This window comes from Paenibacillus sp. J31P316 (assembly GCF_056269105.1).
The window spans coordinates 238,727-262,952 of the sequence record NZ_JBWDNI010000001.1; the positions used below are offsets into that span (position 1 = coordinate 238,727).

At 56.9% G+C, this 24,226-nt stretch carries 17 protein-coding genes and 1 riboswitch; of the genes, 8 read left to right on the top strand and 9 right to left on the bottom strand.

All coding sequences use genetic code 11. The features are described 5' to 3' along the window. Positions 1 to 264: 264 nt before the first annotated feature. Positions 265 to 1,731 (top strand): DHA2 family efflux MFS transporter permease subunit, encoded by a 1,467-nt coding sequence (locus AC0YNU_RS00985; protein WP_475752452.1) that lies wholly within the window; start codon positions 265 to 267, stop codon positions 1,729 to 1,731. A 400-nt stretch (positions 1,732 to 2,131) separates the two neighbouring features. Here the strand turns inward: AC0YNU_RS00985 and AC0YNU_RS00990 are convergent, their stop codons facing one another. From AC0YNU_RS00990 to AC0YNU_RS01005, 4 genes are all read right to left on the bottom strand, one after another. Next, positions 2,132 to 3,259, bottom strand: coding sequence for a hypothetical protein (locus AC0YNU_RS00990; protein WP_475752453.1), 1,128 nt, complete (start codon positions 3,257 to 3,259; stop codon positions 2,132 to 2,134). 45 nt (positions 3,260 to 3,304) lie between these two features. Beyond that, positions 3,305 to 4,489 carry a hypothetical protein gene (locus AC0YNU_RS00995; RefSeq protein WP_475752454.1) on the bottom strand — a complete coding sequence of 395 codons (1,185 nt, stop codon included), beginning with the start codon at positions 4,487 to 4,489 and terminating at the stop codon, positions 3,305 to 3,307. Between the two features lie 213 nt (positions 4,490 to 4,702). Continuing rightward, on the bottom strand, positions 4,703 to 5,404 hold the full coding sequence (locus AC0YNU_RS01000; protein WP_475752455.1) for an SDR family oxidoreductase: 702 nt from the start codon (positions 5,402 to 5,404) through the stop codon (positions 4,703 to 4,705). Between the two features lie 122 nt (positions 5,405 to 5,526). Then, positions 5,527 to 7,329, bottom strand: a complete 1,803-nt coding sequence (locus AC0YNU_RS01005; protein WP_475752456.1) for a stalk domain-containing protein — start codon at positions 7,327 to 7,329, stop codon at positions 5,527 to 5,529. A 235-nt stretch (positions 7,330 to 7,564) separates the two neighbouring features. Between AC0YNU_RS01005 and AC0YNU_RS01010 the strand changes: the two genes are divergently transcribed. Next, complete coding sequence (locus tag AC0YNU_RS01010) at positions 7,565 to 7,735, top strand: hypothetical protein (protein ID WP_170312128.1); 171 nt, start codon at positions 7,565 to 7,567, stop codon at positions 7,733 to 7,735. 237 nt (positions 7,736 to 7,972) lie between these two features. Here AC0YNU_RS01010 and AC0YNU_RS01015 read toward each other — a convergent pair whose 3' ends face one another. From AC0YNU_RS01015 to AC0YNU_RS01035, 5 genes are all read right to left on the bottom strand, one after another. Beyond that, positions 7,973 to 8,515 (bottom strand): DUF1697 domain-containing protein, encoded by a 543-nt coding sequence (locus AC0YNU_RS01015; RefSeq protein WP_475752457.1) that lies wholly within the window; start codon positions 8,513 to 8,515, stop codon positions 7,973 to 7,975. A 94-nt stretch (positions 8,516 to 8,609) separates the two neighbouring features. Continuing rightward, the gene (locus AC0YNU_RS01020; RefSeq protein WP_475752458.1) at positions 8,610 to 9,584 is read right to left on the bottom strand and encodes an EamA family transporter; all 975 of its coding nucleotides are present in this window, start codon (positions 9,582 to 9,584) and stop codon (positions 8,610 to 8,612) included. An 81-nt stretch (positions 9,585 to 9,665) separates the two neighbouring features. Next, positions 9,666 to 9,762, bottom strand: a riboswitch (purine riboswitch). Positions 9,763 to 9,836: 74 nt separating this feature from the next. Continuing rightward, positions 9,837 to 11,018 carry a glucosaminidase domain-containing protein gene (locus tag AC0YNU_RS01025; protein ID WP_475752459.1) on the bottom strand — a complete coding sequence of 394 codons (1,182 nt, stop codon included), beginning with the start codon at positions 11,016 to 11,018 and terminating at the stop codon, positions 9,837 to 9,839. Positions 11,019 to 11,221: 203 nt separating this feature from the next. Next, on the bottom strand, positions 11,222 to 11,650 hold the full coding sequence (locus tag AC0YNU_RS01030) for a DUF2203 domain-containing protein (protein WP_475752460.1): 429 nt from the start codon (positions 11,648 to 11,650) through the stop codon (positions 11,222 to 11,224). A 151-nt stretch (positions 11,651 to 11,801) separates the two neighbouring features. Beyond that, a complete protein-coding gene (locus AC0YNU_RS01035) occupies positions 11,802 to 12,773 on the bottom strand; it encodes a Gfo/Idh/MocA family protein (RefSeq protein WP_475752461.1) in 972 nt (323 codons plus the stop codon). A gap of 194 nt (positions 12,774 to 12,967) precedes the next feature. Between AC0YNU_RS01035 and AC0YNU_RS01040 the strand changes: the two genes are divergently transcribed. The 6 genes from AC0YNU_RS01040 to AC0YNU_RS01065 all read left to right on the top strand — a co-directional run bounded on the left by AC0YNU_RS01040 (position 12,968) and on the right by AC0YNU_RS01065 (position 24,189). After that, positions 12,968 to 13,525 (top strand): superoxide dismutase family protein, encoded by a 558-nt coding sequence (locus AC0YNU_RS01040; protein WP_475752462.1) that lies wholly within the window; start codon positions 12,968 to 12,970, stop codon positions 13,523 to 13,525. Positions 13,526 to 13,695: 170 nt separating this feature from the next. Next, positions 13,696 to 14,148 (top strand): cupin domain-containing protein, encoded by a 453-nt coding sequence (locus AC0YNU_RS01045; RefSeq protein WP_475753906.1) that lies wholly within the window; start codon positions 13,696 to 13,698, stop codon positions 14,146 to 14,148. Between the two features lie 315 nt (positions 14,149 to 14,463). Next, complete coding sequence (locus tag AC0YNU_RS01050) at positions 14,464 to 14,901, top strand: C40 family peptidase (protein WP_475752463.1); 438 nt, start codon at positions 14,464 to 14,466, stop codon at positions 14,899 to 14,901. Between the two features lie 194 nt (positions 14,902 to 15,095). Continuing rightward, entirely contained in the window at positions 15,096 to 15,734 is a 639-nt protein-coding gene (locus AC0YNU_RS01055) for a class I SAM-dependent methyltransferase (RefSeq protein ID WP_475752464.1), read from the top strand. A gap of 104 nt (positions 15,735 to 15,838) precedes the next feature. Beyond that, positions 15,839 to 22,513 (top strand): DUF7507 domain-containing protein, encoded by a 6,675-nt coding sequence (locus AC0YNU_RS01060; RefSeq protein ID WP_475752465.1) that lies wholly within the window; start codon positions 15,839 to 15,841, stop codon positions 22,511 to 22,513. After that, on the top strand, positions 22,510 to 24,189 hold the full coding sequence (locus AC0YNU_RS01065; protein ID WP_475752466.1) for a hypothetical protein: 1,680 nt from the start codon (positions 22,510 to 22,512) through the stop codon (positions 24,187 to 24,189). Before AC0YNU_RS01060 ends, AC0YNU_RS01065 begins: the two co-directional genes overlap by 4 nt. Positions 24,190 to 24,226: the final 37 nt, after the last annotated feature.

The window sequence follows — 24,226 nt, forward strand, 5'->3', positions numbered from 1 at the left end:
GCGAAGTGACTGCTTAACCGAAAACCGCCCGTATTCGTACGGGGAAACCAATCGTTTGCTTGCAGACGGTTGGTTTTTTGTTTGCGTCCAGCAATCCCGCCTCTCGCTTCGCCTCTCTCTTCGGCCGCGCTTCTAAAGAAGTCTAGTAGCCCTGTCACCCCAATGTTCGTCACCATTAAGTGAAGTTGACACGCCGAATTTTTCTTTTGACTTCCAGCCTAGGCAGCTATAAAGTGGAAGCAAATAGAAATTTAGGAGGCTTTTATGTCCGCCATACGTTCCAAAACAGCCGAGCTGCCTTACACCTCCATGCGTCAATTAGCAGGCCCTCTCATCGCCATTATCGTCGGTATCTTCATGGTTATTCTGGACAGCACGGCCGTGAACGTAGCGGTTCCCAAGCTGGTTGACGATTTCCACAGCAAACTCGAAACCGTCCAATGGACGATTACCGGTTACGCGCTGGCGCAAGCCGCCGTCATTCCCCTTGCCGGCTGGATGACGGACCGTTTCGGTTCGAAACAGATTTTCATCCTGTCGCTCGTGCTGTTCACGCTCGGTTCTATTCTGTGCGCGACCGCCCAAACCGTCGACCAGCTTATCCTTTACCGGGTGCTGCAAGGTCTTGGCGGCGGGATGGTCAGCCCGATCGCCTTTGCGATGACGTATCGGTTCAGCCCGCCGGAGAAAGCGGGTTCGATCATGGGCTTGATGGGCATGCCGATCCTGCTCGCACCCGCGCTCGGCCCGATCATTTCCGGTTATTTGGTCGACTATGTCCAATGGGAGTGGATCTTCCTAATCAACATCCCGGTGGGTATCGTCGGCGTCATTCTCTGTGCGCTGCTCCTTCCTAGTCTGCCGAAGAAAGCCTCGACCTCGTTGGACATGCTAGGCATCATCCTCGGACCGCTGGCCTTCTCGGGATTGTCCTACGGTCTTAGCGAAGGCTCGACGAGCTGGACCTCCGACAAAACGATCATCGGCCTCATCGTCGGCGTCGTCGCGCTCGCCGCTTTCATTATCGTCGAGCTTACGCGGAAGAAAGAGCCGCTGCTGGAACTGCGCGTCTTCCGTTCTTCGCTCTTTACCCGCGGTATTCTGATTCAGTGGGTGCTGCAGTTCGTGATGTTCGGCATCATCTTCTCCGTGCCGTTCTTCATGCAGAAACTGATGGGCATGTCCGCGTTCGACGCAGGCATGTGGACGTTGCCTCAAGCCATCGCGGCAGGCTTGTTCATGCCAATCGGCGGACGGCTGTACGACCGCATCGGCGCTAGGCCGCTCGTGCTGGTCGGGCTCACGATCGTCGGCGTCGGCGCGTTCCTGATCGCCCAGATCGACCCGCACGACAGCGCCTGGCAGTTCTTCCTTCCCCGCGCGATGCTCGGCATGGGAATGGGCCTGTCGTTCCTAGCGCTCAACACGCATCTGATCCAATCGGCGCCCAGCAATCTCGTCAGCCGCGTCACCTCGCTCACGAGCGCCACGCAGCAGGTGGTTACGTCGTTCTCGGTGGCAGGCTTGACGACGATCATCGCGAACCGCACGGCGCACTATGTATCCGACGGCGAGAAGCCGATGCCTGACGCGATGGCGCATGGGTTCCATGATGCGTATCTCGTGCTCGTCGGATTGGCTGTCTTCGGCATCCTATGCGCGACCACGCTGAGAAGACCGAAGACGGAACACGGGAACACGCCGGTTGCGCATTCGGTAGATATGGGTTAACTGCATCGTTGAAAAAGCGTTCCGAGCCTCTGCTCGAAACGCTTTTTTATTTTAGTTATACTAGCCAGGTTTCGAAGACTGCAGCAGTATGTCTTAGGTGAAAGCTGTCAAATGGCAGCTTTTACGCGCAATTTGAACACTTGGAGCCCTCAATTCTGCTGTTCGGCAGCTTTGAGGGCAGCAATGCCACTTAAGAGGACGAAAAAGCTGCCAATCGGCAGCTTTGAGGGCAGCAATGCCACTTAAGAGGACGAAAAAGCTGCCAATCGGCAGCTTTTCATCGTATTTCGAGCAAATGGGCCTTTCAAAACTGGATGCTGGCAGCTTTGAAAGGCGGGGCTAACTTCTAAGAATGGAAAGCGTTCCGTGCATTAGCCCGGAACGCTCATTAGTCCTATTCTTATGACATCACATGATAGCTGTCTTGCGTCCAAGTTTGTGCATGTAGGGTACCGTTGGCGTTGTTTTCGGTAGAAATCGTTCCGTGTTCGGAACCGCGATCCTTTTCATGCGAAGCATAGCTGGATACGGAGTCGTTCGAGGCGCTGGCGCTAAAATCAGCTTGTGCACGACTCTCGGTAGAAGACTCGTACCAATCGCGGTCGTTCTCGAGATTGTCGAAGCGCTCGCTCTTAGTTGCCGTCATCGCATTCGCACTCAGCCCGAGACCGGCTTGCGCGCTAGTGCTCTCGCTCGACTTGTTCCAGTTGCGTTCGCTTCCGTTGTTGTCGGAACGCTCGCTCTTGGTTGCCGTCATCGCGTTCGCATTCAGACCGAGACCAGCTTGCGCGCTAGTGCTCTCGCTCGACTTGTTCCAGTTGCGTTCGCTTCCGTTGTTGTCGGAACGCTCGCTCTTGGTTGCCGTCATCGCGTTCGCATTCAGACCAAGACCGGCTTGCGCGCTAGTGCTCTCGCTCGACTTGTTCCAGTTGCGTTCGCTTCCATTGTTGTCGGAATGCTCGCTCTTAGTTGCCGTCATCGCATTCGCGTTCAGCCCGAGACCGGCTTGCGCGCTAGTGCTCACGCTCGACTTGTTCCAGTCAAGGTTTTTCTCGTCACTCGAACGCTCGCTCTTGGTTGCCGTCATCGCGTTCGCACTCAGCCCGAGGCCGGCTTGCGCGCTAGTGCTCTCACTCGACTTGCTCCAGTTGCGGTCTTTCTTGATACTCGAACGCTCGCTCTTGGTTGCCGTCATCGCATTCGCATTCATGCCTAGATCCACGTTCCCGCCGGCGCCGGAGGAATTCCAATCGCCGTCGTTCCACTCGGAACGCTGGCCATTGATCATCGCATCCACGTTCGCGTTCAAGCCGAGATCCAAGCCGCCGTTGTAGGAATTACGATCCGACGAATCGGCATTCGCCGAGCTGCTATCCGAATGCAAGCCGATACCGAGTCCAAGATTTAAGCCCAATCCAGTATCGCTGTTCGCGGAAGACGCGTGCGTCACCGTCGAAGCTCCAATTAGCGCCAGCAGAAACGAACCCGAAAACACCGTTACTTTCATCCATTGAGGTACCTTTTTCATTTGATATGCACTCCTTCTCGATTGTTTGTTGGTTGGCAATTGCGCCTACAAATCAACGTGTGAGAAAGAGTCATATCGCGGCGGCTGCTGCGGTGGAGCCTGAGACCACTGGTCCGTTCCGACTTGATACGTTACGGGCAAGGCGTAACCGATGCCGAAACGGACGAGTTTATTCATCTGTTCCAGCACCGTAGGCGGATACGCAACTCCCGTCGACGAGCCTCCGCTGCCAGGGGCCGAAGCCGAACCTCCCAAAGGGCTTGGCGCCACATTGCCGGTCAGAGCAGGCAGCGTGGCAGCCGTTCCCGATGTACTTGTCCCGCGAGAAGCGGCATTGGGATTTCGCTTGCCACCATCGCCCTCAGAGGAATCTACGATTCTGAGACTCGACTTATCGCTTGCATCTGGCAAACTGGCTTCCATTGCCGGGACAGGTATTCGGATGATCGGATGAACGACCGGTTCAAGCGTATTGCTTGATGGAGCAGGCGGCTCCACGGGAAACACCTCGTCGGAATCCATACTCGGCTCCGAATCCGGTGTGACCGTCGTTTCAGGCAATGAAGGATTCGTTGGCTCCCAATTCGTTTCAAGCGCAGCAGAACTCGGTGACCCCGTTACGACATACGATGGCGACGTAAACGTTTGAGAAAGTGAAGCCTTAACAGTCGGCTTCTTGATCTCCACCACGACTGGCGGCTTAGTGCCGTCTTGGCTGACTTTCGACCTCAGCCCGATCACAGGCGTCGTAATCGCAACCGGCAAGAGCGGTAGTCGCACCTCCGCCGGCACGGCCGAGACCGACACGCCGTCTGCCTGTCCCGTATTTGCGCTGACTTCCGGAGTAACGATCTCGACGATCGGCGCCGTCACGCTTGCCTGCCCGACATCGGCATCCACGCCTAGGTTAGAAGCTTGTACCGACACCGGAGGAGTGGCAACGTTAACGACCGACGTATCGACTGTAACTTCAGGCAGCGTAACCTTCGCTTTCTGCAAAGCCGCTTCGCCTGAACCAGCGTCCGTAACAGTCGGAACGGTTACTTCGACAAGCGGCACTTTCACTGAAAATGCCGATTGTTCCGTATGCGCCTGCTTTGGCAGCAAATTCGGTACGGAAGCCGACGCTTTGCCCGGATGCCCGACCAAGACCGTCAACCCGATTCCCACGGTCAGGCTTGCCAGCGTGACCGTCACGGTACCCCATCGCCTAGATTGGCGAAATGTCATGCGCATTTCACCTCCTTCCGCGGCAGTATCCTTTGCTTTATGCCAAGACTTGCTTGGCTCTGAGCCATGCTTATATATAAGCGCTTCTCGCCCGCCTGAAACCCCAGCCTCTCTATGCGAACTCTCCTTTTAGCTAAAACCCGCAACTAAAAAAAAGCCACGATCCCCTGTCGCTAAACAGGAAACCATGGCTGTCATTCATGAATGGTTGCATTAAATTGGCAATTCCAACCCTGCTGGGCTAACGAATCCGTATTTGACCTTAAGCGGGCGTACGCGCTCCAGAAGACCGATCAGCTGCTCCGCCGATTGCACGGGATCGCCAGGCGCCTGCTCGCCGCCCATATCGGTTCTGATCCAGCCCGGGTGGATGGCCAGCACTTGAAACCCTTGAGGCTCAAGCTCTTTGCGAAGCTTCTCGGACAGGTAGGTAAGCGCGGCCTTCGACACTCCGTACGGGTAATCGCCGCCGCTGGCCGACGCATAGGAACCCGCATCGGACGAAATATTCATAATGGACGGCAGCGTTGCTTTGCGGAGAAACGGAAGTAGCGCTTGGATCATCTTGATCGGCCCGAACAGATTCGTATCGAACGATGCCGACAAATCCTCCAGATCCATGGACTCGATGCCGTGGTCGCGTCCGCGCAGAATGGCCGCATTGTTCACGAGCGCATCGATGGATGCTTCGCGGTCACGCAGCATGGAGGCAAAGTCCGCGATCGATGCATCATTCACCACGTCCAGCTCGACAAGCTCGATGAGTGCACGAAGTTTCGCATCCAGTCTATCGAACTTCGATCCGGCCTCCTGCATGTTGCGAACGCCAGCGAGAATCTGATGTCCTCGGCTAGCCGCGGCGACAGCAAGCTCGTACCCTAATCCACGGCTTGCTCCTGTAATGGCGATTCTCATAAACTATCAGGCTCCTCTCCGATCGGTTTCCCTTCTTAGTATAACGCTTTCATGACGTGAAAAGCCAATCAGGCCGTCCCCTCCAAAATGCACCAGGCAAAGGGGACAGCCACGATTGGAACTTATTGCACGACCAAGCCGGGAAGCGAAGCGTTCGAATCGGTAATGTCGAATTCCACCTTCGGCGATTTCCGCAGCCCGTCCGCGGAGACGGCATAGATCCGGCCCTGCTTGTTCTCCTGCATCGGGATGGTAAAATTGCCGCCGGCATCCGTTCTCGCCGCTGCCGATCGAACCGTCGCGCCTCCGACCGTGAATTCGACATAAACGTTTGCTCCGGATTCGATCAAGCCCGAGCTGGATTTAACTTTTCCGGACACATACCGCGAACCAAGCGTAACCTTGAATGCCGCTTCCGCCATGCCCGGTTTGTAGACGAACGTATAGGGCTGCGCGGAAGATTTGATGATGCTTACGAAACTAATCGCATCGCTGCTATAGAAGTCGGATCCCAGCAGCGACCACGTGTATTGCTCCCCCTCTTCCATACCGCCGATCGCTGCATAGCCGTCCGAATATGCAATGGCTTGACCGACGTAATTGCCGCTCGCGCCCTTCAAGCTGCCCAAAGCTGAATGCGGCTTTCCATCACCGTCTGTCAGTCGACCGATCATTTGAATGCGGTTCAAGGTAAACGCGCCAAGGTCCATCGGAGAGCCACTGTACGTAAACGTCTTCATGTTAGAAGGCATAAAATCGCCGATGAGCGGTTTCTCGCGTGTCGGCACCGAAACGCTGTACGCATATTTTTGTCCGCTCACAAGTCCGCGGAAAGCGAAGCTGCCGTCCGATTCCGTCTTCACCGCCACGGAAGGGCCGTCTTGATCGGTCTTCGAGATGTTTACCGTCTTGTCTGCCAATGGCTTGCCGGCCTCGTCGACCAATTTCCCGGTCGCCTGCGCGTCCGGAAGGTCCGCAAGCCGAAACTGATGGATGACATGTTCGCCGGCGTGATAGGTGAACGTATATGGAACGCCAGGCGTGTAGCGACTTTCCAGTTCCGGCGGCAGCTGTACGGACGCGGTATACGTTTCTCCGTCCTTGAGCGTATCCCAATTGAATACATCGATATTCGGCCTCGTATATTCATTGTATGCTGTTCGTTCCAGCCTGATTTCGAGCGTATAATCAAAGATCGGGTTGCCGTTCGGATCCAACACCCGGAAAGTCGCCTGATGATCTTCCAGGGCCACTTGCGAGCAATTGCCCATGTTCCGGTACTTGAAGGTACAGGTTCGGATATCCGCGTTATCCGGCCATACACCTGCGATGGCGTAGTCCTCTCCCTTTTCCAAGCCGTCAAAACGATAATTGCCATCCGCGTCAGTCACGACGTCCGCAATCTTGCGCAGTTCGCCGTCAGCGAATTGCAGCAACTGAATCGCCCTGCCGTTCACTTTGCTTCCGGTAAGGCGGCCTTGCATACCGGAACCCATGGTAATATCGATCCGCCTTGCTGCCTGATTCCAGGACACGACGTTTCCCGTCTGTTCCCCGACGAAGCGAAGCGGCACGAAGAGCGCGCCGTCTTTCAGCATGGCGGCCGTCTCCATGCCGACCTCATTGTTATTCACGAGCGCGGTTCGGTTGCCGGCTGTCAATTTTACCGACGACCAATCATTCGTTCCGGCGACCGTTTGCGCGGACTTGTCCCACGCAACCTGCAAATGCAAGGCTTCGAATATGGGTCTGAACGGCACCATGGTTACTCCTTCTTCTATGTAAGGCGACGCCGTCATTTCAAGGCGCTTCCCGTCCAAATAAACGGAAAGCAGCTGCGGCTGGGCTTCCGTTCGGCCGATCGGAATCATCGAACCGAGCAGTGCGGCGGCAGCGATCGCCGGTATCCAAAGTTGACGCTTCATCTCGTAATCTCTCCCATGTCATGTCCTGATTTCCAGCAATTGAATTATAGCTTACTCGACCAGAGGCCGCTAGACGGAATTCGGGAGAAGCGTACCCGCGCTGTTTTATCCGGCCGTCGTGAAGGGCACTCGAATAAATGAAGAAATCGTGAAGACGTATAATATCCGGTTCTTCATGGGCATTATAGTTTTTGTTGCCAAAAGCAGCCATAGGATCAGCCAAGGAGGTGTACACATGTCGAATAATCAAAATCAAGTCTCCAAAGCAGACGTACAGTCTTCCGAGCTGAACAAACTGCCTGTACCCGGTCAGGAAGACACGGAGTTCTCCGCTGAAGAAGCAGCAGAAGCGTTCGAGAACAACCAGTCGGCGAACCACTCCGCACAGAACGAAGAGCAGGAATAAGCATAGATTGAAGTCTTGGGCGGAATCCCCCCTCTGCCCTGCTCGTGCTGCCTTACGTACCGCTCTTATATCCGGCTTCGTTCCGGATAACGGATTGGAACAACGAAGAAGCCTCCCGGCACGCCGGGAGGCTTCTTCGCGCTATAGCTCAATCATACGCGTGCGCTAACCATGGTGGGCCAACAATTCAGCCGCTTTCATCGCGTCTTACGCTGTATCCCCGCTATTGGACGGAGCTCATGATTTCATCGCTTCGACCATCGCTTGCAGCTTCAGCACCGTGTTCCAGTTGCGCGTCGTGGTACCGTCCCCGAGCTTGGCGATATTGCCCGCCAGCTTGGAATCCAGCACGCTCTGCCCATAGTGGCAATAGAGCGCCGTACCGTCCGCATAATAGCGGTCCAGTTCCGAGAGACCGACGTTCAGCTTCTCAAGCTGCTTCTCGGTGAGCGGCTCGTTCAACGCCGTCAGATGAACGCTCTTCCCTTCCACGCGGGCTTCATCCGCATAGGGACAGCCTGCGATAATGGCATTCAGCTCGGATTCCGTTCGAATCATCACCTTCGTCGCGATTCCCGATATGCGCGTAATCGCTGCTTCGATCTCCGCTCCCAGCCGCTGTGCATCCTTATCCGACCGAAGCACGATATTGCCGCTTTGAATGTACGTCTGCACGCGCTCCAAGCCGATTGCTTCCAACTCGCGCTTCAAATCCGCCATGGCCAGCTTGTTCTTCCCGCCGACATTGATGCCTCGAATCAGCGCAATATAATTCGTCATTTAGACAGCCACTCCGTTCGTTCCAGCTTTCCGACATGAAACCACTATACCGCGAAGAAAATTGGATGACAATGGAAAGCGTCAGGCTGCGAAATTACGCTCTGTGACTGTGGGCATAGCCCTTCGCCCTTGTCCGCGGCAGCCGCTTCACCAGCTCCGGCAGCGCGACGCCGAGCAAGACGAGCACGACGCCCGCCCATTGCAGCGCGCTCACGCTCTCATGAAGAACGATCGCCGACAGCATGACGGCGACCGGCAGCTCCGAGGCGCCGAGAATGGCGGCCATGCCTTCGCCGATATGCGGAACGCCTGCCGCGAACAGCACCGGCGGGATAAAGGCGCCGAACAGGCCGAGAAGCAAACCGAACAGCAGCAGATGACCCCAGATCAACCCGTTAAACAGAAAAGCCGGCGGGAACAGAATGAATACGAGAATCAGTCCGCCAGTAATCATCCATGCGCTGCGGTAAGCAGGCGCTGCGGAAGGCACGGCCTTGCCGCTGAATAACACGAACAAGGAATAGCTTACGGCTGCGAGCAGCCCCAGAACGACGCCGAGCGCATCGAAATGGCTCATGCCTTGGTCCACGATACCGGCCGCGAGCAGCGTGCCGCCAAACAACACAACCAACGTGATCAGCATCATATTGCTTGGCCGTTTGCGGTTCCTTAGCGAATGGATCAGCACGCCCATCCACGTAAATTGGAATAATAAAATGATGGCAAGCGAATTCGGGATATAGCGCAGCGACTGGTAATACAGCAAACCGGTAAGCGCCGTCGGCATGCCGGCAGACATCAGCAGCAGACGCTGCTTCCATGTTAATCCGGGCCGCGTCGTGCTCGCGGAAGCCGAAGCACCTGCGGCCGCTCGGCGAGACGTATTTCGTTTCCGCGCCGAGTGAATTTTCGTAAACAAGGCAAGCAGCCAAGAAAGCACGAATCCGACCAACAGCTGCGAACCAACCACCTCGCCCAATTGATAACCTTCGCCGTAAGCCTTTACGACGATCGTAGATAAAATGCCATAGCTGACGGCACCCAGAAAAACGGCAATTGCATATTTCATCTCTAAGCTGTCCCCTCTCTTGAGCAGGCAGTCGGGTTATGCGGACGCAAAAAAACTTCCTAACCGCAAATATGGAATCCGCTGAGGATCGTCCATATTCGTAGTTAGGAAGTTACGGCTTCCTGTAGAAACCCCCGCCCTGCTGCGAGGCTATACGAATGAATTCCGAACTGCTAATAATACTCACTTCCCGAAATATTACATGACAAGTAAGCTCTTGTCAACCGCGTCTTGCTTCCATTTCGTATAAAATCAGGTCAGTTTGCCGAAGTCGCCGCGCATGATCGTTCGGACATGCCCTGCCCATAATCCGTTGGCCGGGCAGTACTTTCGCGCCACCTTATCGATCGTCGTAAATCCCTTCGCTACGTAATTATCGTTGATGAGTTGTCCGAATTTCCGGATGCTGTCCCCCTTGGTCGCGAAGCTGAACGCCTTTTTACGCGCGTTGCCGGTGACCGCATTCAAACCGAAGAGATTGTTTTTCGTACGGGCAAGCGTGCTCTTGCCGTTTCCGCTTTCCAGCTTCATAACCGCGATCGTGAAGAAAGCGTTGATGCCATATTGTTTCTCTACGCCGAGAATGACATCCTCGAGTCCCAGCCCCTGCAGCTTCGTTCCCTTCAACAGCGCGGCGATATGAGACTTCGTCAGCCCGGAATCGGACATCACCTTCGAGGTCGGCTTCAGCGGATTGCCAGCTTCATTGGAGACGGATCCGTCTGCGGTGTCGGTTGGAACAGCAATCTTCGTAACGCCGGCTTTCGTCGATACGGCTTGCTTCGCTTGATTCGGCGCAGTCTGCTCCGAGCTGTCGAGCGTTGCGGCTCCGGTCGCTGCAATGAGCGGAATCGCTGCCCCGGCAATTGCCGCGGACGATGCAGCTTCCTTCGCGGCGAGAGCCCCTGTCTCCAGAACGGCATAGCCTCCGTGAACGTAGCCTCCGCCTTCCAGCGTCAACCATCCATTCGCGGTCTGGGCTTTCACCCGAAGAAGCGTGCCCTTCTCCACCGCCTTAAGAATCTTGGACTCCGCATTCGGCAAGGCGCGGACATTGAGATAATACGAGGTAACTCTATATGTAGGTAGAGGTTTCGCAACGGGAGGAGCGCTGACCTTCGCTGCATCGACCGGAACGGCCTTGGCTGTAGGAGCTGTAGAAACAGCAGGAGCGGTAGGAGTGACCGAAGGGGATTTGGGAATGACCGTGGCGGGCTGATAGCTGGATTTCGGGGATAATGGATGAACGGGCGCGTGCCCGACGTCAGGCACGAACGAGGTTTTCGTTTTTAGCCATAACGGGTAATTGACATCTGCGGCGCTTTTATGCGACGACACGCTATTCATGGACAGATTAAACGAGAAGAATAACGACGCGAGTAGCGCCGCGACAATCATATAAGCCACTGCATTCCACTGGAGACTCCGAGACATTGAAACACCTCTTCCTAGGATTTTTAGGGCCTTTCCGATATAGGTTAGATTGTAAAGGCTGTCAACTGAAAAGCATGTCAAAGCTTCTGTAAGAATCGTATGATCTTTTGTCGACGGACATGCCTCTTGTGACGAAACAAAAAGAAGCCTGATTGCTCAGGCTCCTTAAATGAGAAATTTCCAATCTTTTTTCAAAACCGCCGTCAATTCGTCAAACCCGCGTCAGGATAACGTTTGCGGCCCATATATCCGTCGTCGTAGCCATGATAATGGGTCGCTCGCTCCTCTCCTTGCTTCCAACAGATTAGAATTTCCTCACCATTGAGTATCGAAGGGAAATCGATCAGTCCAGGATTGATCATTTTGAGCAGTACGCCCTGTCGTTCGAAGTTGCCGACGGCGAGCTCGACTTCCATTCGCATGAATTCCAGCTGGCTTTCCAGCTCGAAGAACGGGTCCATTCCGTCGCCGTTTGCGGGCAGCAAGCCTTTACGGTGCTTATCCTTCAGCTGATGCAGCATTTCGAACTTCATTTCAAATTGCTGCGTCAACAATTGAAGCTTGATTAAATCTTCCTGCAGCCGAGGCAGCAGTCGATTCGCTTCTTCTAATGTAAACGTAACCGGCTTCATCGCGTCCATCCACTCCTTACAGCCAAGTTTACTGCATATCGACACAAAATGCCATTCTGCGGCGCTCCTGCAAAAGAATCAAAAAGGCGTACAAAAAAAGCCGGAGTCCCCATCAAGGAGGCTCCGGCTGTTCAGCCGTGATTATAGCGGATTACACGCTGGCGAGCGGCGCGTAGCCTGCCGATTCATAAATCATTTCCGACAATTTGACGACCTTCAAGGCAAACTCGCCCGGAACCAGTACCTCATGCCGGCCGAGAATCGCATCGATGAAGCTCTTGTCTTGGTTCGTGGTCGCTTGAGGAAGCTCAGGCGTCACATGCTCCTGCCCCTTGCGGCGAAGCGTGATTTTGCCGTTATCGAAGAATATGCCGCCCGTTTCGCCGCAGAAGACGAAGGTTTCATGCCAGCATGGCGCATTGCCGACGAGATTGAGTCCCGCCACGGCACCTTCCGCGAAGCGAATCGACGTGAACGTGTCGATCTCGACTGGCGTGCCGTGCATTTGCAGCTGCGGCTTCACTTCGATCGGCGTCAGGCCCGTCGTCCAGAGCAGGACGTCGATGATATGGCTGCCGGAATCCATCAGGAAGCCGCCGCCGGACAATGCAGGGTTCTGCCGCCACGAGCCGACCGTTCCGACCTGCCATTCCTGGTAGAGGGACGCGGTGACGGACGTGAGCTTGCCGATTTCGCCCCGGGCGATCGCGTCCCGGATGTACAGGTATTCAGGCTGAAAATGACGCTGGTACGACACCTGCATGATTTTGCCGGCATCCTCGGCGATCTGAATCAATTGACCGGCTTCGACGGAAGAGCAGGTCATCGGCTTCTCGATCATGACGTGCAAGCCCTTGTGAAGCGCATCGCTCGCCTGCTGGAAATGCAGCGTGTGCGGCGAACAAATAATGACCGCGTCCACTTCCCCGGAATCCAACAAATCCCGGTAATCCGCATACGTATGTACGCCGCTCAAGCCATGTTTCTCGATAAAACTGTTCCTGTTCTGCTCGCTCGTATCCGCGAGTGCCGTAATGACCGCGTCCGGCAGTTCCAGCAGCTGACGTGCATGCCAGCCCGCGATGCCGCCTGTTCCAATAAAACCGATGCGAATTGCTTTCACCTGTTTCGCCTCCCGATGAGTAAAAGATAGCGCTATCATCACTAAAGTAGCACACTTTGCTAGTCCGACCAATCCAATATTGCGCCAACATCAGGAGTGCCTGCCAAAAATAGATGTTTGCCGAACGCCGATGCAGGAAATGATAAACGGGAAACACGACTACCCGGAGCTGTACACAGGAGGATGATTCCGATATGAAACAGGCAAGATCGTGGAAAGGAATAACCGCTTGCGCGTTGATTGCCAGTCTCGCAGCCGTGAACCCAATTCACGCGCTGGCGAGCGACCACCATCATCAACAGGCGCCGCAAGTTACGGTGAAGCTCATCAACACGAAAGGAGAAGCGATCGGCACCGCCTCGCTCACCCAGAAGGATGATGCCGTCGTGGTTCGCGTGGAAGCGAGCAAGCTGACCCCTGGCGATCACGGGCTCCACTTCCATCAGGTCGGCAAATGCGAGGTACCCGACTTCAAAACCGCAGGCGCTCACTTCAATCCCGCGGACAGGCAGCATGGCTTCAACAATCCGAAGGGCTTCCATAACGGGGATCTTCCTAATCTGAAGGCAGACGCCGGCGGCAATGCCAAAGCCGAATTCGAGACGAAGGTCGTGACGCTGGCGAAAGGCCAGCCGAATTCGCTTCTGAAGGACGGCGGCTCCGCCCTTGTCATTCATGATAAAGCCGACGACTATGTAACCGATCCGTCCGGCAATTCCGGCGATCGGATCGCCTGCGGGGTTATTCAATAAAGAAGCTTCACGCGCAAACGCTGCGAAGCCATGGCAGAGGAATCAACTGCCTTGGCTTCTTTCGTTTACTTCAGGAACAAAATCCGCTACATTGATACTATTGAATTAAAGAGAGATAGATAGAGAGAGACTAGAAATGGATAAGGAGAATGGACATCAACATGAACAACATGACGAAAGAATTATCCCCTTGGGTAAAAGCACTGGATCTGTCTCCGCACCCGGAGGGAGGCTGGTACAAGGAGCTCTGGAAGGCATCGTTCGAAATTCCGCGCGACGTGCTTGGCGGCTCCTATTCCGGCGCGAGGGTTGCGGCCACTTCGATCTACTTCGTGCTTCACCCGGACGAAGCTTCCGAATGGCATACGGTCTTATCCGATGAGCTGTGGCTATGGCATTCCGGAAGCCCGCTGCTGCTGACGCTCGGAGGCACGGAAGAGCAGCCGCATGCGACCGAAGAAATCGTCATCGGTCCCGATATCGCGAACGGCCAGTATCCGCAGGCACTCGTTCCCGCAACCGTATGGCAGAAGGCGAAGCCGCTTGGCAATGAACCCGTGCTCGTCTCTTGCGTCGTTGCGCCAGGCTTCCATTATGACGACTTCAGACTCATTGATCGATAATCAATTAGGCCTTATGACCCACAAAAAGCCAATCAGGGATAAACCTGGTTGGCTTTCTAATTGTCAACCCCTGTTTCATGAGTCATTTCTCATAATTTTCTAAGAAACAACGCTATCCCCTTGGTAGGCAAGGTATTCCTCTTACATTGGTAAATGGTGGCATGTTTAGGCGTGTTATAGTAGTTTTCGAGAAGACGTCCAAGCAGAAATAACCAACCACTAGGAGGAATTCAGTTGACTACACCTAAGAAACGCATCTCTCATAAAATACTTTCCCTTACACTAGGACTTACGATCGCTTGCACAGGCGGAGCGATGACTTTAGCACCACACGAGACGCAGGCAGCTTCGTCATCCGCATCGTCATCCAAGACGTCGCTTGCGAGTAAAATCACGGCCACGGGCAAAAAATATTTGGGCGTGCCGTACAGATTCGGCGCGAAAGCCGGCATTACAAGCGCTTTCGACTGTTCGTCCTTTACCCAATACATTTTCAAGAAGAACGGCATCAGCCTGCCCCGTTCCTCCAAGGCGCAGTCCAAGGTCGGCGTGAAAGTATCCAAGAGCAACCTGAAGGCCGGCGACCTCGTGTTCTCGGACACGAACGGCGATGGCGTCATTAACCACGTCAGCCTGTATATCGGCGACGGCAAGCTGCTTCATACCTACCGCGTAGGTATCGGCGTGACGATCTCTACCTTCAAAGGCAGCACGTGGGACCACAGATTCATTACAGCCCGCAGAGTCCTGTAAGTTATAAGTATCCGCGAACGCAAGATTTTACGCACGGCTAAGCGTGATGTAATATAGAAAGAGTTTTTCTTGACCCCCTATTCGCTCTTATGCGGACTAGGGGGTTTTTGGCGCGAATGGGCAAGCGTATAATCGTCCATCAGCGGCCTTCCATACAATGAAGAAGTGGTCAATACCCTAGGGAGGCGTGGGCAATGAAACTGGATATCGGCTGCGGCTTGTTTAAGCGTCCGGATTATTATGGCATCGATCGTATCTCGCTGCCCGGAATCAATTTGGTCAGCGACTTGAACGCGGCACTGCCGTTTCCCGATCATTCCGTCACATCCATCGCGGTTTGCCGCATGCTTCCGTACGTGGATAATCTCGCCTACTCGCTGGCAGAGCTTTACAGGGTCAGCAAGCACGGCGCCGTACTTACGCTTCTCTGCCCTTACGCGCATCATTTTCGCCACAGCTCCAATCCTTACTTGAAGCATCGCTTCGATGAACATACTCCTCGCTACCTGAGCACCCAGTTCATGCAGCCCGATGAAGGCGCTGTTTGTCCGCCGCTTGCCCCGTACGATTACGTACCTGAGCTCCCCTACGATTTCCGACTGCTCCATATGGAGTTGTTTTTCGAACCGGCTTATAGTCCCCCGCTATATGAGCCCGACGAGCTGGAGATGCTCAAGGAGCTTCAAGCGAATGTCGTGAATGAAATCCTCTATCGATTCGTTGTCGTCAAAGGCTCGCTCAGCCGCGGAGCATGGCAGGAACTATGCCAAACCTCGTATTCGGAGCCCGTCGCCGTCCAGCAGATCAGAAGCCGATTGCAAGCAGAGTCTTAAGCTTCTCAGATGCAACTATTCCGCATATGCTCCTATAGTGTATTCAGTAATTGACACGTTAGGGGGTGAGGAACATCGCTCTCGTAGTACGGGCAACAGTCAATATGACTGGCGCCATCACCTTCACCGGCAACACGCTCGGCCTCAGCCGCTCCACGACGGAAGGCGTCCCCGGTACCCAGGATAGCATCGGAGCATTCAGCACGACCAATACCGCCCTTCAGTTCGGGACGTATCCTGCGGGTACTACGAATAATTACCTGATCAACAATGCCAATGCGATACTGACGATGCCCGCCGGCAGCACCGTCGTCTACGCCGAGTTGATCTGGGGCGGCACCTATGTCGTTCCCGGCGTCAATCTGACGGCGGCGATCAATAATCCCGTCACGCTGAGGCTGCCGAGCAACGTCAGCTTCAGCATCAGTCCCGACCCCGCGACGAGCAACAACTACGATCTGGGCTCCGGCGCGCTTGGCTATACGCGTTCCGCGAACGTCACGACTCAGATTCAGCAAGGCGGAGCCGGTACCTATAACGTCGGCGGCGTGGTCGGCACGATCGCCCTAACCGATCCGACCGCCAATCATGCCGGCTGGACGCTCGGGGTCATCTATTCCAATCCGACGCTGCCGTTCCGCAATATGTCGCTGCGTGCCGGCGCCGTGCTCATTCAGGCCGCTTCCGGACCGGTGAACACGACGATTACGGGCTTCGCCACGCCGGTCACCGGCGTGCTCGGCGGCCGCGCGCTGCTCAGCGGCCAAGAGGGCGATGCCAACCGAACCGGCGACCAAGCGCTGTTCGGGCCGACGGCGGCCACGCTTGTCGCGCTGTCGGGACCGAACAATTTTGCCGCCAACTTCTTCGCCTCGCAGATCAACAACGATTCAGGCAATCTCGACACGACGGGGACCTTCGGCAACCGCAACCAAGTGAACGGCGCTCCAGGCAGCAACATCATCGGCGGTCGCCAGGGCTGGGACATCACGAACGTCGACGTGTCCGCTCGCCTCATCAACAATCAATCGTCCGCGGTGCTTCAGCTGACGACGTCCGGCGATGCGTACGTCGTCAACGGACTCGCGCTGCAGGTCAATATCAATTCGCCGACGATTGCAATCTCCAAGAGCGCGAACACGACGAGCACCATTATCGGCGATCAGATCACGTATACCGTTACCGTCAGCAATACCGGCAACGCGAGCGCAATGAACGTCGTGGTCAGCGACGCGCTGCCCTCCGGCTCCACGTTCGTCGCCGGCAGCGTCGTCGTCGCCGGGGTGGCGCGGCCGACCGCCAATATTACGGCCGGCGTGGCCATCGGCACGTTAGCCTTCGGCACCTCTGTTACGCTTACATACAAGGCTAACGTAACCTCGCTGCCGAACTCGCAGCAAATTTCCAACACCGCCAACGCCGCGTTTACGTTCCAGAGCGTCGCCGGCGGGGATGTCATCACCGGCGTCATACCGTCGAATACCGTCAATACGCCTGTCTACGCTCCCGTTCTGACGATGACCAAGAGCGCGAACACCGCCAATGCGTCCGTCGGCTCCACGGTCACGTATACGATTCTCGTCGCGAACTCCGGCAGCATCGGCGCGACGACGACGTTGACGGACAACATTCCGGCGGGCAGCACCTTCGTGCCGAACAGCTTCACCGTCAATGGAATCGCGCAGCCCGGGGCCAATCCGGCCGTAGGCGTCCCGATCGGTCTCGTCCCCGCGGGCGGATCGCGAACGGTGACGTTCCAGGTGCTCGTGAACTCGCTGCCCACGCCGCCTCAGCTGACGGACCAAGCGACCGCCGCCTATACCTATAGCCCGCCCGACGGCCGAACGCTGAACGGTACGGCTGCATCCAACACGCTGGTCCTGCCCGTCAGCCTGCCGAACGTCACTTCGGTGAAGAGCACGAATCGCACGGCCACGACCGTCGGCGATACCGTCACGTTCACGTCGGTCCTATCCAATACGGGCGTGGCTGCCGTGACGAACGTCGTGTTCACGGATCCAATACCCGCGGGCTCAAGCTTCGTAGCCGGATCGGTCACCGTCAATGGAGTCGCGCAGCCGAGCGCCGTTCCGCCTGCAGGCATTTCGATCGGAACCATTGCGCCCGGCAGCTCGGTGACGGTCGCGTTCCAAGTGCTCGTGAACTCGCTCCCCAACCCGGCGCAGCTCAATAACCGTTCCACCGCTTCATACAGCTCCGGCACGTTCACCGGCGTATCGTTGTCCAATATCGTGAGCGTCCCCGTGTTCTTGCCGGTCATCGCCGCACAGAAGACAGCCAGCCTGACGCAAGCGACCGTCGGGGATACGATCACGTATACGTTCGCGGTCCAGAACACCGGGAATTATCCGGGTTCGCTTACCTTGACAGACTCGCTGCCAGCCGGAACGACCTATGTCGCGAACAGCATTACGGTCAACGGTTCGCCGAGACCGGGAGAAACGCCCCAATCGGGGATTTCCGTCGGAACGGTCAACGCCGGCGCTTCCGCATCGGTTGCCTTTTCGGTTCTGCTGCAGTCGCTGCCCAATCCGCCGAACCTCGTCAACCAGGCGGCGGTCGGTTATGCTTACACGCTTCCGGACGGCCGTGCGTTTGGCGGAAGCATCAACTCCAATACCGTTTCGATTCCGGCATCCAACCCGAACGTGACGGTCGGCAAGAGCGCCAGCGAGGCCGTTGCCGCGGTCGGCGACGAAATCGTTTATACGCTCGTCGTGAGCAATAACGGCATCGAGGCGGTCAATCAGGTCATCGTCTCGGATCCGATTCCGGACGGCTCGCAATTCGTTGCCGGAAGCGTGTTGATTAACGGCGTGGCTTCGCCTTCCGCCAACCCGGCTTCAGGCGTATCCGTCGGCACCATCGCCCCGTCCGTGTCCGTAACGGTATCTTTCCGGGTAATCGTCAGCTCGATTCCGGTTACTGGCTCGTTAAGCAATCGCGGCGCGGTCAGTTTTACGTCAGGCGCTTTCAGCGGTTCGTCATTCTCGGACACCATCGTTATTCCCGTCTTTCAAGCGATTATATCGGTTGCGAAGAGCGCGAATCGGACGGCTGCGACGCTCGGCGATACGGTCGTGTACACCCTTCAGGTACAAAACGCCGGGAATATCGCCACGACCGTCAATTTGACGGACAATATTCCGGCCGGCACGACTTTTACGACGAACTCCGTCCAAGTGAACGGCGTTCCGCTTCCAGGCACCAACCCGGCAACCGGTATCCCGATAAATTCGGTCCCGCCGGCGGGATCGGCCGTCGTCACCTTCGAAGTGACCGTCGACTCGCTGCCGAATCCTCAGCAGCTCGTCAATCAGGCTTCAGCGGCGTTCACCTATACGCTGACGGATGGCAGAATCATCAACGGTTCCGCGGCTTCGAACACCGTCTCCATTCCCGTCTCCGCGCCGAACGTTTCCGTCGTCTTGAGCACGGGCGCTATTGATGTCGTGACCGGCGATACGATCACCTATACCGGCATCGTGACGAATAACGGCATCGCGACGGTCAATAACGTTACCTTCGTCGGCCCCTCAATACCCGGCACGACCTTCGTTCCCGGCAGCGTCACGGTGAACGGAGTCGCAAGACCACAGGCGGATGCAACCGCCGGCATTCTGATCGGTTCCTTGGCGCCTGGCGCCTTTGCGACCGTAACCTATGGGGTGATGATAACAATGCCTGTATCCGATCAGATCATTAATCAGTCGACCGTCAGCTTCACGTCCGGCGCCTTCTCGGCCACGTCCTCCTCGAACGTGACCACGACGCCGGTCATCCAGCCGATTATCGGGTTGGTCAAGACGGGAAGCACGTCGAACGCCAGCGTCGGCGACACTGTGACGTTCACGATCGCAGTAAGCAACACCGGCAACATTGCGGCAACCGCCATCATTACGGATACGGTGCCGCCGACCTCCACCTTCGTGCCGAACAGCGTCATCGTCGGCGGCGTTCCGCAGCCGGGAGCTACCCCGAGCGGAGGCATCAATGCGGGAACGGTCAATCCGGACAGCACCGTATTCGTCATGTTCTCGGTCGTCATCGATTCCTTGCCGAACCCGCAGTTTCTCGTCAACCAGGCGTCCGCCTCTTATACGTTCACCCCGCCTGACGGCCGGGTGATTACGCGGACGCAGCTGTCCAACACGTTGACGATTCCGGTCTCGTCTCCGAATGTCAGCGCCGCCAAGTCGTCGACGTCGACGGCCGTGTCCATCGGCGACACCATCCCGTACACCGTGCTCGTCTCGAATACCGGCATTGCGCCCGTCACGAACACCGTGTTCATAGACGGCATTCCCGCAGGCACCGCGTTCGTGCCGGGCAGCGTTACCGTGAACGGGATCGTCGTGCCGGGCGCCAATCCGGCAGCCGGCGTCTCGATCGGTACGATCGCAAGCGGCGCCAACGTGACGGTCACGTTCTCCTTGATCGTCACGTCCGTGCCTACGCCGTCGACGATAACGAACCAGGCGTCCGTTACCTTCACCTCGGGTGCGTTCTCCGGCCTTACGTTCTCGAACGGCGTATCCATTCCCGTGTATCAGCCTGTCGTCAGCGCAGTCAAAACAGCCAGCACGACCAACGCCACCGTCGGTGATACGGTCACCTATACGATCGCCGTATCGAATACCGGTAACTACCCGGCTTTCGCGACGCTGACCGATACGGTTGATCCATCCGTCTCCTTCGTGCCGAACAGCGTGATCGTCAACGGAGCGCCGCAATCGGGTACGGATCCGATTACGGGCATCACGGTCGGCGTCGTCAATCCGGGCGCCTCGTCCATCGTCACGTTCTCCGTCGTCATCAATTCGCTTCCGGCAGGACAACAGCTCTCGAATCAGGCAACCGTTCCTTATGCATACATCCTTCCGGACGGCCGGACGCTGAACGGTTCGATACTCTCGAACACGCTGTCGTTCCCGGTGTCGCCTCCGGATGTCGGCGTCGCGAAGAGCACGCCGAGCACGGCACTGACGATCGGAGATACGCTGACGTACAATATCGCCGTCTCTAATGGCGGCATCGCGCCGGTAGACAACGTCATCTTCTCCGATCCGATTCCGCAAGGGACGTCATTCTTGACCGGCAGCGTTACGGTCAACGGCGTTGCCGTGCCTGCCGCCAATCCTGCTGCGGGCTTCTCGCTCGGCTCCATTCCGGCTGGAGGCTCGGTTCCCGTGACCTTCAGCGTGACGGTGACCGCCGTGCCGGACGGCGGCCTCGTCAGCAACCGTTCTTCGGTCAGCTTTACATCCGGCGTCTTCGCGGCCGTCACGTTCTCCAATACGGTTACGACGCCTGTCTACCAGCCGGTAATTACGCTTGCGAAGACGTCGCTAACCAGCGTTGCGGTTGTCGGCGGCAACATCAGCTATTCCGTCGTCACGACGAACAGCGGCAACTATCCGGCGCAAGTGACGATTCTTGACAACGTGCCGGAAGGAACGTCGTTCATTCCGAACAGCGTCGTGGTGAACGGCAGTCCGCAAGCCGGCGCAGACCCGTCGGTCGGATTCAGCATCGGCACCGTCGCTGCCGGAGCCAGCGTTACGACGACCTTCGAATATCTGATCAATACGCTGCCTCTGACGCAGCAGCTCACCAATCAGGCAACCGGCAATTATTTATACACGCTTCCGGATACGCGCGCCTTCTCGGGTACGTCGCTGTCCAATACGCTTCAGGTACCGGTCAGCTCGCCGAACATCACGATTTTCAAGAGCACGCCTGCGACGGATGCCGTCATCGGCGACGTCGTGACCTACTCCAGTCTCGTGACGAACGTCAGCATCGCAACCGTGAACAGCGCGGTGCTATCGGATATCGTTCCGGCAGGCACGTCGTTCGTCCCGGGAACCGTCATCGTCGGCGGCATCCCGCGGCCGGCCGATAATCCGGCCGCCGGCATCGCGCTTGGCGCGCTTGCTCCCGGCGCCTCCGTCACGGTAACCTTCAACGTAACCGTCAATACGCTCCCTGCGAGCGGATTGATCAGCAACCAATCCGTGGTCAGCTTCACATCCGGCGTATTCTCCGGAACGAGCTCATCCAATATCGTCACGACGCCCGTCTATAATCCGATTCTTGCCGTTCTCAAGAGCGCAAGCACGGCGAATGCCACGGTCGGGGATACGATCACCTACACGCTGGACGTCACGAATACGGGCAATATCGTAGCGGCCGTCACGATTTTCGATACCGTGCCGACCGGGGCCGTGTTCGTGCCGAACAGCGTCTCCGTCGGCGGCATTCCGCAGCCAGGCGCGGATCCGACGGCCGGCATCCCGATCGGCAATGTTCAGCCAGGCACATCGGTCCATGTCATCATTACGCTGCAGGTTACCGTCGACGCGCTGCCATCGCCGCAGCAGCTTGCCAACCAAGCGACGGCATCCTACTCGTTCTCGCCGCCGGACGGCCGCACGCTGACCGGGTCCGTACTGTCGAATACGGTCATCATTCCGGTCTCTTCGCCGAACGTCTCGGTCGTCAAAGCGACGGATGCCGTCGACGCCGTCAGCGGCGATACGATCACTTACACGATTACCGTCACGAACAACGGCATCTCGCCGGTCAATAACGTTACCGTCGTCGATCCGGTGCCCGCCGGCGTCACCTTCATTCCGGGCAGCGTCAGCGTCAATGGCGTTCCAGTTCCGGCAGCCAGCCCGAACAGCGGCATCCCGGTCGGAACGATAGCCGCAGGCGCTTCCTCCACCGTAACGTTCCAGGTTCTCGTCTCATGATCGAGGACGACAGCCTGCCGCAGACGATAACCAATCAATCGGTCGTCACCTTCCATTCCGGATCGGCGACGAGCTTCTCGTATTCCAATATCGTCAACACAGTCATCAACGGCCCGAGCATCGCGATCGCGAAATCAGCCGATACGGCGCAAGCCGGGTTATCCCTTCCCGTCACGTTCCGCATTGCGGTCAGCAATAGCGGGAATCGGGCCGCGAACGTGACCGTCTACGACAGCCCGCCCCCCGGTACGGTGTTCGTCGCGAACAGCGTGCTGGTCAACGGATCGCCCGTCCCCGGCATCTCGCCGGCTGCGGGCATTCCGCTGGGCGAAGTCAATCCGGGTACCTTCTATACCATCGTCTTTCAGTTGATCCTGACGGTCGTCCCCCCTTCCGGCCGGATCGAGAATCAGGCACGCGCGGACTATGACTTCGTGACATTGGACGATCGCGTCATCACCGGTTCCGTCATGTCCAATGTCGTATCCGTGCCCGTTACCATGCTGGCAGTCAGCTTGCTCAAAAGCGTCTCGAGCGCGGTTACGTACGTCGGGGATATGATCACTTACACCGTCACGGTAGCAAACGAAGGCTCTGAACCCATCAGGCAGTGCGTGTTGATCGATCCGCTGCCTGCGGGCACGGGCTTCGTCCCTGGCAGCGTGACGATCAGCGGCATCCGCAACCCTTCCGTTTCGCCGGACAACGGCATTCCGCTCGGAACGATCGACCCAGGCGCTTCCAAGCAAATCCGCTTCAATGCCGTCGTTCTTGATGTGCCGGTTCAAACGAGGCTGACGAATCGGGCAAGGCTGTCCTTCTATTACGGGCAATTCGAGCAGTCTGCGCAGTCTAATGCCGTCACGGCCATCGTCTCGGGACCCGCCTTGAATGCCGTCATCAGCGTCGATCCCGGGATCGCCGCGATCGGCGAGGTATTGAAATACGCCGTCGTCATTACCAATACCGGATCGCTCGAAACAAGCACCCTCGCCAGAGACTTGATTCCGTACGGTACGGCATACGTGCAGGGCAGCGCAGCCTTGAACGGCCGAGTGCTATCCGCCGCCGACCCGATTAACGGCATCCCGCTTGGCCCGCTTCCGCCCGGCATTACGTATACGCTAACCTTCGATGTCCTGGTTACGCGCACGGTCTTGCAGCCGCTCCTGCCCGCCATCAACAACCGCGCGGTGCTTGAATACGGTTTTCGGCTTCCTGATGGCATGGCCGTGACCGATACGCTCGCGACGAATTCGGTTTCCGTTCGCCTCGTCCTTCCTGTTATCGGCGTTCAACTGACCGTTAAGCCGCAGCTCGTCGAAGCGGGCGGAACGCTGTTCGCCGAAGTACGGGTCACGAATAGCGGCAATTATCCCGCTGACGTCACGCTGATCGATTTCGTCCCTGAAGAAACCTCGCTCGAGGCGGACAGCGTGCATCTAAACGGTCAGTCGGCACCGGGCGACGCAAGCACCGGCGTTCCGATCGGGACGCTCTCTCCGGATCAATCCGCGCTAATCACGTACCGACTCCGGGTCGATCTGCATCCCTATCAATACCGAATTCGGTTCCGCGTCCGTGCGGCCTACAGGTTCGCGGTCCATACCGCTTATGCGGATGCGGTTGCCTTTTCCAACGAAGCGATGGTTCGCATCGAGTCGGATGAAGAATAAGAGGATACGACAAAGGCGCAGGGCTCCAATCGAGGAG

Excerpts from the sequence above, each read along its gene's own strand:
- AC0YNU_RS00985 (WP_475752452.1), top strand. The coding sequence starts at position 265 with ATGTCCGCCATACGTTCCAAAACAGCCGAGCTGCCTTACACCTCCATG.
- AC0YNU_RS00990 (WP_475752453.1), bottom strand. The coding sequence starts at position 3,259 with ATGAAAAAGGTACCTCAATGGATGAAAGTAACGGTGTTTTCGGGTTCG.
- AC0YNU_RS00995 (WP_475752454.1), bottom strand. The coding sequence starts at position 4,489 with ATGACATTTCGCCAATCTAGGCGATGGGGTACCGTGACGGTCACGCTG.
- AC0YNU_RS01000 (WP_475752455.1), bottom strand. The coding sequence starts at position 5,404 with ATGAGAATCGCCATTACAGGAGCAAGCCGTGGATTAGGGTACGAGCTT.
- AC0YNU_RS01005 (WP_475752456.1), bottom strand. The coding sequence starts at position 7,329 with ATGAAGCGTCAACTTTGGATACCGGCGATCGCTGCCGCCGCACTGCTC.
- AC0YNU_RS01010 (WP_170312128.1), top strand. The coding sequence starts at position 7,565 with ATGTCGAATAATCAAAATCAAGTCTCCAAAGCAGACGTACAGTCTTCC.
- AC0YNU_RS01015 (WP_475752457.1), bottom strand. The coding sequence starts at position 8,515 with ATGACGAATTATATTGCGCTGATTCGAGGCATCAATGTCGGCGGGAAG.
- AC0YNU_RS01020 (WP_475752458.1), bottom strand. The coding sequence starts at position 9,584 with ATGAAATATGCAATTGCCGTTTTTCTGGGTGCCGTCAGCTATGGCATT.
- AC0YNU_RS01025 (WP_475752459.1), bottom strand. The coding sequence starts at position 11,018 with ATGTCTCGGAGTCTCCAGTGGAATGCAGTGGCTTATATGATTGTCGCG.
- AC0YNU_RS01030 (WP_475752460.1), bottom strand. The coding sequence starts at position 11,650 with ATGAAGCCGGTTACGTTTACATTAGAAGAAGCGAATCGACTGCTGCCT.
- AC0YNU_RS01040 (WP_475752462.1), top strand. The coding sequence starts at position 12,968 with ATGAAACAGGCAAGATCGTGGAAAGGAATAACCGCTTGCGCGTTGATT.
- AC0YNU_RS01045 (WP_475753906.1), top strand. The coding sequence starts at position 13,696 with ATGACGAAAGAATTATCCCCTTGGGTAAAAGCACTGGATCTGTCTCCG.
- AC0YNU_RS01050 (WP_475752463.1), top strand. The coding sequence starts at position 14,464 with ATGACTTTAGCACCACACGAGACGCAGGCAGCTTCGTCATCCGCATCG.
- AC0YNU_RS01055 (WP_475752464.1), top strand. The coding sequence starts at position 15,096 with ATGAAACTGGATATCGGCTGCGGCTTGTTTAAGCGTCCGGATTATTAT.
- AC0YNU_RS01060 (WP_475752465.1), top strand. The coding sequence starts at position 15,839 with ATGACTGGCGCCATCACCTTCACCGGCAACACGCTCGGCCTCAGCCGC.
- AC0YNU_RS01065 (WP_475752466.1), top strand. The coding sequence starts at position 22,510 with ATGATCGAGGACGACAGCCTGCCGCAGACGATAACCAATCAATCGGTC.